The 13,377-nt window shown below is 67.1% G+C and carries 16 protein-coding genes and 2 pseudogenes; 1 reads left to right on the top strand and 17 read right to left on the bottom strand.

The genetic code is table 11. The annotated features are described in order from the left end of the window. Positions 1-13 precede the first annotated feature (13 nt). The 13 genes and pseudogenes from rplE to rplC all read right to left on the bottom strand — a co-directional run bounded on the left by rplE (position 14) and on the right by rplC (position 6,743). Positions 14-583, bottom strand: a complete 570-nt coding sequence (gene rplE / locus VNF71_11755) for a 50S ribosomal protein L5 (protein ID HVA75225.1) — start codon at positions 581-583, stop codon at positions 14-16. Beyond that, the gene (gene rplX / locus VNF71_11750) at positions 583-888 is read right to left on the bottom strand and encodes a 50S ribosomal protein L24 (GenBank protein ID HVA75224.1); all 306 of its coding nucleotides are present in this window, start codon (positions 886-888) and stop codon (positions 583-585) included. Before rplX ends, rplE begins: the two co-directional genes overlap by 1 nt. Continuing rightward, complete coding sequence (gene rplN / locus VNF71_11745; GenBank protein ID HVA75223.1) at positions 888-1,256, bottom strand: 50S ribosomal protein L14; 369 nt, start codon at positions 1,254-1,256, stop codon at positions 888-890. Before rplN ends, rplX begins: the two co-directional genes overlap by 1 nt. Then, on the bottom strand, positions 1,253-1,540 hold the full coding sequence (gene rpsQ / locus VNF71_11740; GenBank protein ID HVA75222.1) for a 30S ribosomal protein S17: 288 nt from the start codon (positions 1,538-1,540) through the stop codon (positions 1,253-1,255). The genes rplN and rpsQ overlap by 4 nt, the downstream gene beginning before the upstream one ends. Then, positions 1,540-1,773, bottom strand: a complete 234-nt coding sequence (gene rpmC, locus VNF71_11735; GenBank protein HVA75221.1) for a 50S ribosomal protein L29 — start codon at positions 1,771-1,773, stop codon at positions 1,540-1,542. Before rpmC ends, rpsQ begins: the two co-directional genes overlap by 1 nt. Next, complete coding sequence (gene rplP, locus VNF71_11730; protein ID HVA75220.1) at positions 1,770-2,201, bottom strand: 50S ribosomal protein L16; 432 nt, start codon at positions 2,199-2,201, stop codon at positions 1,770-1,772. Before rplP ends, rpmC begins: the two co-directional genes overlap by 4 nt. Positions 2,202-2,499: 298 nt before the next feature. Continuing rightward, positions 2,500-3,144, bottom strand: a pseudogene (gene rpsC, locus VNF71_11725) (30S ribosomal protein S3). Between the two features lie 441 nt (positions 3,145-3,585). Then, a pseudogene (rplV, locus tag VNF71_11720) lies at positions 3,586-3,936 on the bottom strand (50S ribosomal protein L22). Further along, complete coding sequence (gene rpsS / locus VNF71_11715) at positions 3,936-4,214, bottom strand: 30S ribosomal protein S19 (protein ID HVA75219.1); 279 nt, start codon at positions 4,212-4,214, stop codon at positions 3,936-3,938. The pseudogene rplV and the gene rpsS overlap by 1 nt, the downstream one beginning before the upstream one ends. A 6-nt stretch (positions 4,215-4,220) precedes the next feature. After that, positions 4,221-5,057 carry a 50S ribosomal protein L2 gene (gene rplB / locus VNF71_11710; protein HVA75218.1) on the bottom strand — a complete coding sequence of 279 codons (837 nt, stop codon included), beginning with the start codon at positions 5,055-5,057 and terminating at the stop codon, positions 4,221-4,223. Further along, complete coding sequence (gene rplW, locus VNF71_11705) at positions 5,057-5,356, bottom strand: 50S ribosomal protein L23 (GenBank protein ID HVA75217.1); 300 nt, start codon at positions 5,354-5,356, stop codon at positions 5,057-5,059. The genes rplB and rplW overlap by 1 nt, the downstream gene beginning before the upstream one ends. After that, positions 5,353-6,111 (bottom strand): 50S ribosomal protein L4, encoded by a 759-nt coding sequence (rplD, locus tag VNF71_11700; protein HVA75216.1) that lies wholly within the window; start codon positions 6,109-6,111, stop codon positions 5,353-5,355. The genes rplW and rplD overlap by 4 nt, the downstream gene beginning before the upstream one ends. Further along, entirely contained in the window at positions 6,111-6,743 is a 633-nt protein-coding gene (gene rplC / locus VNF71_11695; GenBank protein HVA75215.1) for a 50S ribosomal protein L3, read from the bottom strand. The genes rplD and rplC overlap by 1 nt, the downstream gene beginning before the upstream one ends. Positions 6,744-7,035: 292 nt before the next feature. Between rplC and VNF71_11690 the strand changes: the two genes are divergently transcribed. Further along, the gene (locus VNF71_11690) at positions 7,036-8,325 is read left to right on the top strand and encodes a hypothetical protein (GenBank protein HVA75214.1); all 1,290 of its coding nucleotides are present in this window, start codon (positions 7,036-7,038) and stop codon (positions 8,323-8,325) included. A 9-nt stretch (positions 8,326-8,334) separates the two neighbouring features. Here VNF71_11690 and VNF71_11685 read toward each other — a convergent pair whose 3' ends face one another. The 4 genes from VNF71_11685 to VNF71_11670 are packed head-to-tail and all read right to left on the bottom strand — an operon-like array spanning position 8,335 to position 13,363. Continuing rightward, positions 8,335-10,197: a long-chain fatty acid--CoA ligase gene (locus tag VNF71_11685; protein HVA75213.1), complete on the bottom strand. Its 1,863-nt coding sequence runs from the start codon at positions 10,195-10,197 to the stop codon at positions 8,335-8,337. Then, positions 10,194-11,381 (bottom strand): porin PorA family protein, encoded by a 1,188-nt coding sequence (locus VNF71_11680; GenBank protein HVA75212.1) that lies wholly within the window; start codon positions 11,379-11,381, stop codon positions 10,194-10,196. The genes VNF71_11685 and VNF71_11680 overlap by 4 nt, the downstream gene beginning before the upstream one ends. 13 nt (positions 11,382-11,394) lie before the next feature. After that, positions 11,395-12,267 (bottom strand): 3-oxoacyl-[acyl-carrier-protein] synthase III C-terminal domain-containing protein, encoded by an 873-nt coding sequence (locus VNF71_11675; GenBank protein HVA75211.1) that lies wholly within the window; start codon positions 12,265-12,267, stop codon positions 11,395-11,397. After that, complete coding sequence (locus VNF71_11670; GenBank protein HVA75210.1) at positions 12,251-13,363, bottom strand: 3-oxoacyl-[acyl-carrier-protein] synthase III C-terminal domain-containing protein; 1,113 nt, start codon at positions 13,361-13,363, stop codon at positions 12,251-12,253. The genes VNF71_11675 and VNF71_11670 overlap by 17 nt, the downstream gene beginning before the upstream one ends. Positions 13,364-13,377: the final 14 nt, after the last annotated feature.

Below are 13,377 nucleotides of genomic sequence, written 5' to 3'. Positions count from 1 at the left end.
CTTGCCTTCTCTGCTAGTTGCCGTCTCGGCGGAACGGGAAGCCGAACGCGTCGAGCAATGCCTTGCCCTCCGCGTTGTCACGAGCGGTCGTGACGATCGTGATGTCCATGCCCCTGGGAATGTCGACCTTGTCGTAGTCGATCTCCGGGAAGATGAGCTGCTCGGTGACGCCGAACGTGTAGTTCCCGCGCCCGTCGAATCCCTTGGGAGAAAGACCACGGAAGTCGCGGATACGGGGGATCGCCAGGCTTACGAGCCTGTCGAAGAACTCCCACATGCGGTCGCCGCGCAGGGTGACCTTGCAACCGATGGCGTTGCCCTCCCGCAGCTTGAAGCCGGCGATGGACCTCTTCGCACGGGTGATCAGGGGCTTCTGCCCACTGATGATCGTGAGATCGCGAACCGCGCCTTCGAGGAGCGACGCCTGCTGTGTTGCCCGGCCGACGCCTATGTTGATCACGATCTTCTCCATGCGCGGCACGAGCATCACGTTCGGCAGCCCCAGATCGCGCTGAAGCTGGGCACGGATCTCGGTGTCGTAGCGGACCTTGAGCCGCGGCCGCTCGGCGGTGGCTGTCGCCATCAGAGCTCCCTCCCGCAGCGCTTGCAGACCCGCACCTTGGTGCCGTCGTCCTTGATCTGAGAGCCGGTGCGCACCGCCCCGTCCTTCGGGCACACGAGTGCCACGGCCGAGGTGTGGATCGGCATGTCCTTGTCGATGATGCCGCCCTTCACCCGCACCTGCGTCTGCCGCTGGTGCTTCTTGGCGACGTTGACACCCTCGACGATGACCTTGTCCTCCTTGGCGAGGACGCGCATGACCACACCGCGCTTGGTGCGGTCCTTGCCGGTCAACACCTCGACTTGGTCGCCTTTGCGGATGCGCATCACAGAACCTCCGGAGCGAGCGAGATGATCCTCATGAAGCGCTTGTCCCGGAGCTCGCGCCCGACGGGCCCGAAGATGCGGGTGCCGCGGGGCTGCTGCTGGTCGTTGATGAGCACGGCCGCGTTCTCGTCGAAGCGGATGTAGCTGCCGTCCGGGCGGCGCTTCTCCTTCTTGGTGCGCACGACGACGCACTTCACGACGTCGCCCTTCTTCACGTTGGCACCGGGGATGGCATCCTTGACCGCTGCGACGAACACGTCGCCGATGGAGGCGTAGCGCCGCCTCGAGCCTCCGAGGACCTTGATGCAGAGGACCTCTTTGGCGCCAGAGTTGTCCGCGACGCGGAGCCTGCTCTCTTGCTGGATCACTTGGCCCTCTCCAGGACTTCGATCACGCGCCAGCGCTTCAGCTTCGACAAAGGCCGCGTCTCCACGACTCGGACGCGGTCGCCGACGCGCAGATCGTTGGCCTCGTCGTGCGCGTACAGGCGCTTGGTGCGCTGAACCGTCTTCGCGTAACGGGGGTGGCGCACCCGCTCGATGACGCCGATCACGGCGGTCTTGTCCATGTTCACCGACTGGACGAGGCCCTCGCGAACCTTGCGGCGGTTGGCCCGGCCTTCGCCGGCTCCGGTGGTGTTTTCGGTTGCCATCAGTCCCTCACCTCGCCTGCGGCCTCGGCGGCCTCGGCCTCTTCGATCTCGCGCTCCCTGAGAATGGTGGCGATGCGGGCAAGTTCACGGCGAACCTGGCCGAGCCGCGCCGAGTTGTCCTGCTTCCCGGTCGCGAGCTGGAAACGCAGGTTGAAGAGCTCGTGCTTCGACTCGACGAGCTTCTGCTCGAGGTCACCCATGTTGAGCTCACGCAGTTCCTTGGCCTTGGTCATCCGACCTCAACCTCCTCCTGCTGGGCCCGCACGACGAAGCGTGCCTTGATCGGCAGCTTCTGTATCGCCCGCTCCATAGCGGCCCGGCCGAGCGCCTCGTTGACGCCGCCGAGCTCGAAGAGGATCCTGCCCGGCTTCACAACCGCTACCCAGAACTCTGGGTTGCCCTTGCCGGAACCCATGCGGGTCTCGGCAGGCTTGGCGGTCACCGGCTTGTCCGGGAAGACCCGGATCCAGACCTTCCCACCACGCTTGACGTGGCGGGTCATCGCGATACGGGCGGCCTCGATCTGGCGAGCGGTGATCCAACCCGGCTCGAGGGCCTGGATGCCGTAGTCGCCGAAGGTGACGACGGTGCCTCCCTTGGCCTGGCCGGTCATGCGACCACGCTGGACCTTGCGGTGCTTGACTTTGCGCGGCATCAGCATGGGCTCAAGCGTCCTTCGGGAAATGCGGTGTCTCGTGGTGCTCGCCCCGGGTGCGGCGCTCGATGTCCTCCTCCTCAGCGAGAAGGCGCTCGAGCTCGGGGTCGACCTCCACGATCGGTCGGTTCTCGTCGATCTCCTGCTCCGCTTGGGCGGTCTCGGCCACGCCGGGCACTCCACCCGAACCCGGCTCGCCCAGATCAGGACGGCGCCGGCCTCCGCCGGCGCTGATCACCCGGCGGGGACGGCTCTGGCCGGAGGTCTCGCCGACGGCCATGGCCGCCTCGCGCGAGATCTTCTCCTCGGCCGAGGTCTTGTAGGGGAGGATGTCGCCCTTGTAGATCCAGACCTTCACGCCGATGCGGCCGTATGTGGTGCGGGCCTCGCGGAACCCGTAGTCGATGTCCGCCCTCAACGTGTGCAGCGGGACGCGGCCCTCGCGGTAGAACTCGCGGCGCGACATCTCCGAGCCGCCGAGGCGGCCGGCGCACTGCACCCGGATCCCGAGCGCTCCCGCCTTCTGTACCGTCTGCACGGTGCGCTTCATCGCCCGGCGGAAGCTCACCCGCCCGGTCAGCTGGTCCGCGATCCCCTGCGCCATGAGAGCGGCGTCGAGCTCGGGCTGCTTGATCTCCTGGATGTTGAGTTGCACCTTGGGGTTCTTGGTGATCTCGGCGAGCTTGGTACGAAGCCGGTCGGCCTCGGCACCACGGCGCCCGATGACGATGCCCGGCCTCGCGGTGTGGACGTCGATCCGAAGCCGGTCCCGGGTGCGCTCGATCTCGATCCTGCTGACGGCAGCCCTTTCGAGCTGGCCCATCAGGTAATCGCGGATCTTCCAGTCTTCGAGGAGGTACTCCTTGTACTCACGGTCGTTGAACCAACGTGACTTCCAGTCGGTGGTGACGCCGAGACGGAAACCGTACGGATTTACTTTCTGGCCCATCTACTTCTTATCCTCATCATCAGCCTCAGCTTCATCCGTCGTGTCGGTCTCATCAGTCGTCGCGTCGGCGGCTTCTTCCGCCTCTTCCACCATCGCCTCAGTCGGTTCACCGACTTCCGCCTCACCTTCGACGTCCACAGCCGAGGGGCTGGAGTCCTCGGAGTCGGAGCCGGAGACCGCTTCGGCTGATCGTTGTCCGCCCTCGGCGGGACGATCGGTCGTGGCATCTGCGGATTCGACTTCGGAAATCGCTGCGGTGTCTGCGGATTCGACTTCCGATTCGGCTTCAAGCTCTTCCACCGACACCCCGGCACGCCGTTGCGCGCGGCTACGGGTGTCGCCCTCCGCCCGCCGTGCGCCGGCAACCCGTCGGGCGCGCTGCGCGAGCTGCTCCGCACGCCGGCGTGCCTGCAGCCTCTGCAACTCCCTTTCGGGGAGCCGGCTGACGATGACCGTGATGTGGCTGGTGCGCTTGCGGATGCGGGTGGCCCGGCCGCGGGCACGCGGGCGCCACCTCTTGATGGTCGTCCCCTCATCCGCGTAGCAGGCCGAGACGAAGAGCTCTTCTGGATCGAGCTCGTCGTTGTTCTCGGCGTTCGAGACCGCCGAGCGGAGAACCTTGCCCACGACGATGGCGGCGTCGCGGTCCGAGAAGCGGAGGATGTCCTCGGCCTCGTGCACCGGCTTGCCGCGCACGAGATCCAGGACCTCGCGAACCTTGTACGGAGATAGGCGGGCGTGGCGCAGAACCGCGCGGGTGCCTTCGCGCTCGTTGGTCTTGAGACCAGGCATCAGCGCCTCCCCTGCCTCTCTTGCCCCGCGTGGTAGCGGAACGTGCGGGTGGGGGCGAACTCGCCGAGCTTGTGGCCGACCATGGACTCGGTGATGTAGACGGGCACGTGCTTGCGGCCGTCGTGGACGGCGACGGTGTGGCCGACCATGTCCGGGATGATCGTCGAACGACGGGACCAGGTCTTGATCACCCGCTTCTCGTTGCGGGAGTTGAGGTCGTCCACCTTCTTCAGCAGGTGGTCGTCCACGAACGGACCCTTCTTCAGGCTACGCGGCATCTACGTCTACCTCCGGGCGCCGCGCGTGCGCCGGCGGCGGACGATGAGCTTCTCGGACGGCTTGGTGCGGTCGCGGGTACGACCTTCGGGCTTGCCCCACGGCGAAACGGGATGGCGGCCGCCGGAGCTCTTGCCCTCGCCACCACCGAGGGGGTGGTCGACAGGGTTCATGGCGACGCCGCGAGTCTGCGGCCGCACGCCCTTCCAGCGGTTGCGTCCAGCCTTGCCGATGCTCACCAGCTCGGCTTCTGCGTTGCCGACCTCGCCGAGCGTCGCCCTACAGTCGATCGGCACGCGGCGCATTTCGGTGGATGGGAGCCTGAGGGTCGCGTAGGCGCCCTCTTTTGCCACGAGCTGAACGCTCATGCCGGCGCCACGGGCGATCTTGCCGCCGCCGCCCGGCTTCAGTTCGACGTTGTGCACGACCGAACCCACGGGGATGTAACGCATCGGCAGGGCGTTGCCCGGGCGGATGTCAGCACCCTGCCCGCTCTGCAGGACGTCGCCGACGGTCACCTTCGACGGGGCGAGGATGTAGCGCTTCTCGCCGTCGTGGTAGTGGAGCAGCGCGATCCGTGCGTTGCGGTTGGGGTCGTATTCGATGGCCGCAACCGTCGCCGGCACACCGTCCTTGGTGCGCTTGAAGTCGATGATCCGGTACTGCTGCTTGTGACCGCCGCCGCGGTGGCGCGCCGTCTTGCGGCCGTAGGCATTGCGCCCTCCGGTGCCCGGCTTGGGGGCGAGGAGGCTCCTCTCCGGCTTTGTCTTGGTGATCTCCTGGAAGTCCGAAACCGTCTGGAAACGACGGCCCGCACTCGTCGGCTTGCGCTTGCGAAGAGGCATCAGCTGTTCCCCTCGAAGATCGGGATCGACTGCCCGGACGCCAGGGTCACGATTGCGCGCTTGGTGTCCGCGCGCCTGCCGAAGGTCTGCATCCGGCGGTTGCGCTTGCGCTTGCCGGGGCGGTTCAACGTGTTGACCTTGACCACGTTGACGCCGAAGATGCTCTCGACGGCGTGGCGAATCTCGATCTTGTTGGCATCCGGGCGGACGACGAACGTGTACACACCCTGGTCCAGCAGGGCGTACGACTTCTCCGAGACCACCGGTCTGATGATCACGTCGCGTGGGTCGCCGCTCATTCGCCGGCCTCCTCGCCGTCCTCGAGTTCGGCTTTGTCAGCCGCGGTGCTGGAAGGTGCGGGCGCGGGGGCGCTGGCGGAATCGGCCGGTCGTTGATCCGCTTCAGCGGATCCGCCGGTCAAGCCGGCGGCCGCACCGTCGGGCGAACCACCGGGCAGGGTCTCGCTGGTGAAAACGATCCAGTCGTTGCAGAGGATGTCGTACGCGTTGAGCTCCTCGTCGAGCATCAGCTGGATCCCCGGCAGGTTGCGGAACGACTTGTACGCCTCTTCGTCGCTGCGGGAGAGCACCAGGAGCACCCTGCCATCCAGACCGAGAGCGGCCAGCGCCGACTTGGCCTCCTTGGTGCTGGGTACGTCCCACGGCCACGACCCGACGACGACGACCTTCCCCTCCGACGCCCGGTCCGACAACGCAGACCGCAGCGCCAGCTGGACCATCTTCCTCGGCGTCCGCTGGCGGTAGCTGCGGGGCTTGGGCCCGAGGGCGACGCCACCGCCGGCGAAATGCGGGGCGCGCTCGGAACCCTGGCGGGCGCGACCGGTTCCCTTCTGCCTGAAGGGCTTCCGGCCGCCGCCGGAGACCTCGGCACGGGTCTTGGTGCTCTGCGTGCCGGACCGAGCTGCGGCGAGCTGCGCCGTCACGACCTGGTGCATGACGGGCACGTTCGGCTGGATGCCGAACAGCGTCTCGTCGAGGTTCACCGACCCGGTCGTCGAACCCGTGACGTCGCGCACATCGACAGTCAGCGCCATCAGTTGCCTCCCTTCACGGCGTCGCGGATGAGGACCATCCCGCCGCGGGGACCGGGGACGGAACCCTTGAGCAGCAGCAGGTTGCGGTCACCATCGGCCTGCACGACCTCCAGGTTCAGCGTCGTGACCTTCGCCGAGCCGTATTGGCCCGCCATCCGGGTGCCCTTGAACACTCTGGCGGGCGTGGCGCACGCGCCGATCGAGCCAGGCGCCCGGTGGTGCTTGTGGTTACCGTGGCTGGCGCCCTGTCCTTTGAAGTTGTGCCGCTTCATGCCGCCGGCGAAGCCCTTGCCCTTGCTGATCGCGGTGACGTCAACCTTGTCGCCGGCGGCCAACAGATCGACGGTCAGCTCCTGGCCGACGCTGTAATCGCTCGTGTCGGCGACGCGCAGCTCTACCAGGGACCTGCCCGGGTCGATGCCGTCGCCGGCCGCTGCGAAGTGCCCGGCTTCAGGCTTGTTGAGCGTGCGGGCCTTGCGGGTTCCGTAGGTCACCTGCACGGCCGAGTACCCGTCGCGGTCCGGTGTCTTTAGCTGCACGACACGAACCGGGGTCACGCGCACGACGGTCACCGCGACAGCGCGGTTCTGGTCGTCCCAGACCTGGGTCATGCCGACTTTCTCGCCGACGATCGCTTTCGATGGCACAGCTGGCTCTTTCCTGTGGGTCGTGGCGGAGGGGACCGTCGCTCCCGAAGAAGGGCGGCCGCCTCACACGCGGACGCTCCGCCCGGTCAAAACCGAGCGGAGCGCTCGTTAGTTTTCGCCGCGGGGTCTCCGGGAGGACGATCCGTCAAGGAAGGCCCTGCGGACACCCGCGGACATCGGTTCTGCGGACGGCTGGTCAGTATAGCCACTCGCCCGGCACGCTGCGCCAGCAGGGAACCAACCCGCGAGTAGCCAGCGGATCGGCCAGACTTGCGGCGTGCCCCAGGTTCTGTCGCCCAACCCCGTCATCGTCGACGGGCGCAGGGTGGTCGCGCCCGACGTCGAGCGGGTCGACGCGATGATCCGCTTCGACGTGGTGGAGCAGGTGGCGACCGTCGAGGCCTCGGTGGAGTTCCTGGCCGGCGAGGTGGCCGGGCACCCGGCGCTGGACCTACGCCAGGACGTGGAGTGGGTCCGTCTGGATGGGAAAGACCTCCCGTCGACGGCACTACCGGCCATGGATCTCGGAGGCGGCCCGGGTGCGGAGATGCGCGTCCTCGACGCGAGCCTCGAGGCGGGCAGCAAGCACAGGCTCGACCTGGGCTACCGGCTGAACACCCCTGCCGCCACGGGGGCGGAGCCGATCGGCTGGGCCGAAGGCGGTGTGCGGTTCGATTTTTGGATGTCGGACCTCGAGCCGGGACGGTACCTCGAGATGTGGCTGCCCGCCCCGCTGGTTCACGACCAGTTCACCCTCAATCTGACCATCGAGCTGTTGCGCAACGACCGCCCCCACTCGCTCGTCGCCAACACCGGCGGCGTGGACGCCAGCGGAGGCTCACGCTGGGAGCTTTCCTACCCGGCGCATTTCACCGCCCTATCCCCCATGCTCGTCCTGGCCCCGGCGGACGAGGTCGAGTTGCGACGAAGCGCCATCACCATCCCTGGCCGCACCCGGTCTTTGGGAATTGTCTGCGGCCGGTTCCGGGACGTCGACGCTGATATAGCGGCGTGCGAGGCGGACGTGAAGGCATGGTTGGCGTATATGGCTGCTCGTTATGGCCCGTGGGTGCATGGCGACACTTTTTGGGCGTTCTTGTGGGAGCCTGAGCGCGGGATGGAGTACGACGGCGCTACCACCGCGTCGGTCGGCGCTCTCGAGCACGAGGTGTTCCACAGCTGGTTCGGGCGGGGCGTCAAACCCGCCCGGGCGGCTGACGGCTGGATCGACGAGGCGTGGGCGACGTGGGCGACGTCCTCGAAACCCGACCGGCCCCGCTTCGGTGTCGAGGAGTTCGGGCTCGAGGAGGAGCCGGTCGAGCTGTATCCCTCGAGCCCCTGGGCTCGCTACACCCCCCGTGAGGCGTACACGGCTGGATACCGGCTCTTCGCCGGGCTGGCCCACTTGTTCGGCGGGCCCGAACGGCTCCGGTTGGCGATGGCCGAGTGGTACCGGGTGAACGCGGGCCGACCCGCCACCACCGACGGCCTGGGAGCGCACCTCACCGCCTGGTCGGGGATCGACATCAGCCCCTGGTGGGCCCGATACGTCCACGGCCGGGGGTGACCACCGGGGTCAGCCGGCTCCGTACATCCCGTCGATGAGCCCCGCGTAGCGCGAGTAGACGACGAACCGCTTGACCTTCATGGTCGGCGTCAGTTCTCCCGACGCCGCGGTGAGGTCCCGGGGCAGTATCCGGAACTTCCGCACCGACTCTGCCTGCGAGCGGCGAGCGTTGACACTGTCCACGACCTGCTGGACGTGGCCGATCAGATCCGGGTCCTCGGTCAGCGCCTCCAGGTCGTCGAGCTTGTTGCGACCCTGAGCCCAACGAGAGAGCTCCTCGCCGTCCAAGGTGACGAGGGCCGTCAGGTACTTCCTGCCCTCCCCGACCACGACGGCCTCTGAGATGAGAGCGTCGTTGCAGAGATCGCTCTCGATCTCCTGCGGTGCGACGTTCTTGCCCGAAGCCGTGATGATGAGGTCCTTCTTACGGCCCGTGATCCGCAGATCCCCGTCGTCGTCGAACTCGCCGACGTCTCCGGAGTGCATCCAACCGTCCTCGTCTATGAGTTCCGCCGTCGCCTTGGGGTCGTCCAGGTAGCCCAGGCAAACGTTGCCACCCTTGAGAAGGACCTCGCCGTCGGCTCCGACTCTCACTGTCATGCCCGGCAGGGCCGAACCGACGGTGCCGATGCGGTTGTGGTCGATCCGGTTGGCGGTGGTCGGACCGCAGCTCTCCGTCTGGCCGTAGATCTGAAGCATCGGCAACCCGACGGCGTGGAACCACTCGATCAGGTCGGAATGTATCGGCGCCGCAGCACTGACGACGATCCGGGCGTGATCGAGGCCCACGGTTCGGCGAATCTGTGCTCCCACAACTCCATCCAGTGCCCGGTAGGCGGCCATCACTGCGCCCGGAAGTCGATCACCCCGCTGGCGGGCCTTCACGACTCGCCGGCCCAGAGCGAGGTAGGCGGAGAACACGGTCCTGACCGGCGGCGGCTGCTTGCTGACTTGCTCCTCGATAGCGGAGCGCAGCTTCTGCCACACCCTCGGAACCGCGAGGAACACCGTCGGCCTGCAGGAGGGAAGGTCCTCGGCGAGCGTGGCGAGGCTGCGCGCGAACCACGTCTCTCCGACCACCGCGATCGGGGTGAAGTCGCTCATCATGCGCTCCGCGATGTGGCTGAGGGGAAGGAACGAGATGAAGCGCTCGCCTTCGGTCAGGCCGTATACCGGGGTGACCTGGCGGAGCGTCCACATGATGTTCTCGTGGGTGATCATGGCCCCCTTGGGCGGCCCGGTGGTCCCGCTCGTGTAGACGATCGTGGCGAGGTCCTCAGGCACGACGCCCTGCATCCGTCCGGTCACCTCGGAATGATTCTCCCCCAAGTGGTCGGCACCGATGGCCGTCAGCTCGGAGAAGCTCGTAACGAACGTGTCGGACTCGCGGCGGGCGTGGTCGGTGAGAACCAGGTATCTCAGGCTGGGGACTTCGTCCCGTACGAGGAGCACCTTCCCCACTTGGTCGTGCGTGTCGACGAAGCAGATCGACGCCCCCGAATGACGGAGTATGTAGCTGATCTGCGCTGGGGAGCTAGTCGGATAGATCGGCACCGTGACACAACGGTTGGCGAGGATTCCCAGGTCCGCGAAGTGCCACTCGGGGCAGTTCGACGCGAGGATCGCGACCCGGGCGCCCGGCTCGAGACCGAGTGCCGCGAGGCCGGCCGCCACTTGGCTGACCGTGGTCTCGTACTCCTTCCAGGTGATGGTGCTCCACGACCCGCCGGCGTCGCGGTAGCGCATCGCCGGACGGTCGGGTCTCAGCGTGGCGTTGGCCACTAGCGCTGAGACGATGGTTGGCGCCTTTCGGCTCGTCCCACCGGCGCGGTCCGCGCCGCCAGCGGGCGCTTCGATGGTTTGCATGGTCATGCCGCCTTCCTTGTCTGGGTCTTCGCCTCGACCGTCGCCTCGGCGGGCGTCGTGCGGGGCCGCGGCCGCCACGCGGCCGCGAGGATGAGTACCGCCAGCGCCAGCGCTCCGACCAAGGCGGGAAGCTGCCACTCAATCAGTGACATCAGCGCAGCTTGATGGTCAGCGATGCGATCGGCAGCCCGGATGGAGGCCGCGTCCTCGCTGTAGGACATCTGGAGCACGACCTGCGGTCGGCCCATGGCTGCGGCCGCCTTGGCCAAGGCTTGGACCTGCGGTAGCGAGGCATAGGGTGCCAGCACGGCTTCGGCAGGAGCGAGCGAGCTCAGGTCGGGGGTCGCGGCCACGCCTTCGCTGCTGCTACCCCCCTTGATGACCGCGCCGGTCGATGGCTGAACGGATACATATCCGTGCTGGAAGTACGAGTACGAGAGAGGGATCGACTTGGTGAAGGCGGCCTGCAAAGTCGCCATCTGAGATGCCGACAGGTGCGGAGCGACAGCTTGGAGAACCTGCTGGACGCTCACGCCTGACGCCTGGAGTTCCGCGGCCACGGTCGCGGCCGGGATCGAGGCCGGCATTCCTGTGCTCTTCAGGTACGCCAGGTAGTACGGAGCCACGGGGTGGTCGAGGTTCGTCGAGAAGGTGAGAAGCCGGTCACCCGAGACTGGCTCGCGCTGAGCCCCGCCTGCCGCCTTCACCTGGATCGTCGTGCCGGTCTCAGGAGCCCAGGCCTCGTAGGTCTTGCCTGCTGTCGTGCCGGTCGGGAAGTTGATCCGGTAGCTCCCACCGGTTGCCATGGACTGGGCCGGATCACCGAACGCATACGACTGCGGTCCGTCCACGAGCCGCATGTTCCGCCGGTTCATGTAGTACTGGTAGGTCTGCGTGCTGGAGTTGCCGGCGAAAGTCGCTGTGGTCTTCTCGCTGATCACGGCGTGCGAGAAGGTGCCGCTGACGACCTTGACCTGGCGGTCGATTGTGAGTGGAACGCGCAGCGGCTGCGCGAGCGGTAGCCCGGTTGCGGGATTCACGTAGACCGTGGCGGTCCCGTGGTAGTGCAGCGTCTGGTTGATGTTGAGGGGATACCTGACCAGAACAGGACCGCCCACGAACCGTAGCCCTACTGCGACTACGGCAAGGACTACCCCTAGCCCGATCAAACCTTTGGTCCTCGTGAGCATGGAGATTCTCCTTTCACGCGCGGTACAAGGCCGCGCCGGCATTGACACCTGCGGCCGCGCACAACAGCAGGGCGTTGGTCCCGCTGCGCAACCGACCGGCCCGCTGGACGCGGGCGAGAGCTGCGAACAACCCGACGGTGTGCCAGGGGCCGGGGTCTGTCACTACGGCCTCCTCTGGCTTCGCCAACTCCGAAGCGACCCTCTTGGCGAAGGAGGGCAGCGCCGGGCTTGCCACGATGAGATCGATGTCCTCGGGGGCAAGGTGGTTGTCTTCGAGCAGCTCGACAGCCGCAGCCACGGCGGCTTCCGCCGCCCGCTCCGCGAAGTCCGCTTCCTCCACGATGTGCAAGACGTTGCGGCCTCCCTCGAAGCCGACGGTTGCCCGGAAGGTGCTGCCCTCGTCGAAAGCGTTGTGCCACTTGAACGGGCCGATCCCCACTTCGTCCGCCGTCCACTGGCAGACGGCGGCAGCGCCCCCCGGTAGGTACGGGAACTCTGGCGCCAAGCGGCGTGAGGGAGACGCGTCGCTCGCCACCAGGAGAACCGTCTGAACCGTCCTGCTCCTCAAGAACCCGTCCGCGATCTCGAGGGCGTTCAGGAGGCCGCACGCACCGTTGGCGACGTCGAACGAGAAGGTGCCCGCAGTGCCCGGGTGCGGGTCCTCGGGGTTCGCCCCGATGTCGTCTTGGATCAGTGGGGCGAGAGCGGGTTCTCCGAGATTGCCGTCCCGGTAGAGGCCGGCGTTTATGAGAAGCCCGACGTCCTGTGGCGTCAGTTCGCACCGACCGAGAGCAGCGCGACACGCGTCGACCGAGAGCCTCAGCGCGCTGTGGCGCGACCTCCAGCCTCCTGTCACAAGGCTGAGCCCGTCAATCCGTGTCGCCATGGCTCCTCACCAGTCCTTCGCTCGCGCGGAACAGCACCACGCCGATCACCAGACCCGACGCGATAGCGACGAACGCCACTTGGTCCCCCGGTGCAATGCGCCCTCCCGACAGCTCGTCGATCAGCGCGACGGTGTGGGTGGTCGACGCTGTGTTCCCGTAGTGGTCGACGGTCACGACGGCGTCGTTGCGCGGTCCGGCGCCCAGGACTTCGCTGACGTGGGCCATCCCCTTCCGGATCGCCCGCGCCGATGTCTGGTGCGGGATCACGTGGTCCACCTGCGATATGTCAATCCCGGCGACGTCGAGGGCTTCCTGCAGCAGGACCGGGGTGTCCTTGATTGCGGCTCTCTGCAGGGCTTGAGAGCGGGTGAACATCCGTGCACCGGGCTCATGGACGGCTGGGTACGCGAGGCACAGCCGGGAGTGCTCGGCGACGGTGGTGAAACCGGCGACGCTGATGCCCGGGGAGCCATCCCGGCTGCGCTCGACGACCACCGCGGCTCCTGCGTCGCCCAGCGTCAGCGACGCGAGCTCCTTGCTCATGATGTTGCGGACGTGGTGAGCGGCATTGCGCCCGAGGCCCGAGATGGACTCCCCGCTCACCACCAGGCCTCTCCGGATCGCGCCACGGCGGATCCAGTTGTTCAGGACGAACACCCCGGTCAGCATCCCCGCACAGGCATTGGCGATGTCGAACGTGACGGCCCTCGTGGCTCCGATTCGATGGGCGACGGCGGAACTCATCGCCGGTTCGAGCCACTGGGTTGTACCGTCGCGGTACTTGGTGATGCTGCAGCTGACCAAAGCGTCCAGCTCGGGGGCCTCCACACCGCCGCGCTCCAGGCAATCGGCTGCCGCGGCGACGGCCAAGGTCAACGAGTCGTCGTCGGGGCTCACGACCCGCCGCTCCCGGATGCCGGTCAGTCGCTCCAGGTCGATTCCCGTGTGGTGTCGGGTGGAGGCAATCAAATCCTCGGATGACAGGTGCCGCACCGGCAATGAGCGACCCGCCGAGGTGATGTCTGCCACGTAGGGGGCGGACGCATCACCGGGGCTTCGCTCCGTCAACAGCCATGTGGGGGACGCCGGATACATCAAGGCCATGATGA

The organism is Acidimicrobiales bacterium (genome assembly GCA_035533095.1).
Taxonomy (GTDB): domain Bacteria; phylum Actinomycetota; class Acidimicrobiia; order Acidimicrobiales; family Palsa-688; genus DATLUM01.
The sequence above is the reverse complement of the archived record's forward strand: the minus strand, read 5'-3'. Positions and strand labels throughout refer to the sequence as shown.

Excerpts from the sequence above, each read along its gene's own strand:
- rplD (HVA75216.1), bottom strand. The coding sequence starts at position 6,111 with ATGGCGCTGACTGTCGATGTGCGCGACGTCACGGGTTCGACGACCGGG.
- rplE (HVA75225.1), bottom strand. The coding sequence starts at position 583 with ATGGCGACAGCCACCGCCGAGCGGCCGCGGCTCAAGGTCCGCTACGAC.
- rplX (HVA75224.1), bottom strand. The coding sequence starts at position 888 with ATGCGCATCCGCAAAGGCGACCAAGTCGAGGTGTTGACCGGCAAGGAC.
- rplB (HVA75218.1), bottom strand. The coding sequence starts at position 5,057 with ATGCCTCTTCGCAAGCGCAAGCCGACGAGTGCGGGCCGTCGTTTCCAG.
- VNF71_11670 (HVA75210.1), bottom strand. The coding sequence starts at position 13,363 with ATGTATCCGGCGTCCCCCACATGGCTGTTGACGGAGCGAAGCCCCGGT.
- rpsQ (HVA75222.1), bottom strand. The coding sequence starts at position 1,540 with ATGGCAACCGAAAACACCACCGGAGCCGGCGAAGGCCGGGCCAACCGC.
- rpmC (HVA75221.1), bottom strand. The coding sequence starts at position 1,773 with ATGACCAAGGCCAAGGAACTGCGTGAGCTCAACATGGGTGACCTCGAG.
- rplP (HVA75220.1), bottom strand. The coding sequence starts at position 2,201 with ATGCTGATGCCGCGCAAAGTCAAGCACCGCAAGGTCCAGCGTGGTCGC.
- VNF71_11685 (HVA75213.1), bottom strand. The coding sequence starts at position 10,197 with ATGACCATGCAAACCATCGAAGCGCCCGCTGGCGGCGCGGACCGCGCC.
- rpsS (HVA75219.1), bottom strand. The coding sequence starts at position 4,214 with ATGCCGCGTAGCCTGAAGAAGGGTCCGTTCGTGGACGACCACCTGCTG.
- VNF71_11680 (HVA75212.1), bottom strand. The coding sequence starts at position 11,381 with ATGCTCACGAGGACCAAAGGTTTGATCGGGCTAGGGGTAGTCCTTGCC.
- rplW (HVA75217.1), bottom strand. The coding sequence starts at position 5,356 with ATGAGCGGCGACCCACGCGACGTGATCATCAGACCGGTGGTCTCGGAG.
- VNF71_11675 (HVA75211.1), bottom strand. The coding sequence starts at position 12,267 with ATGGCGACACGGATTGACGGGCTCAGCCTTGTGACAGGAGGCTGGAGG.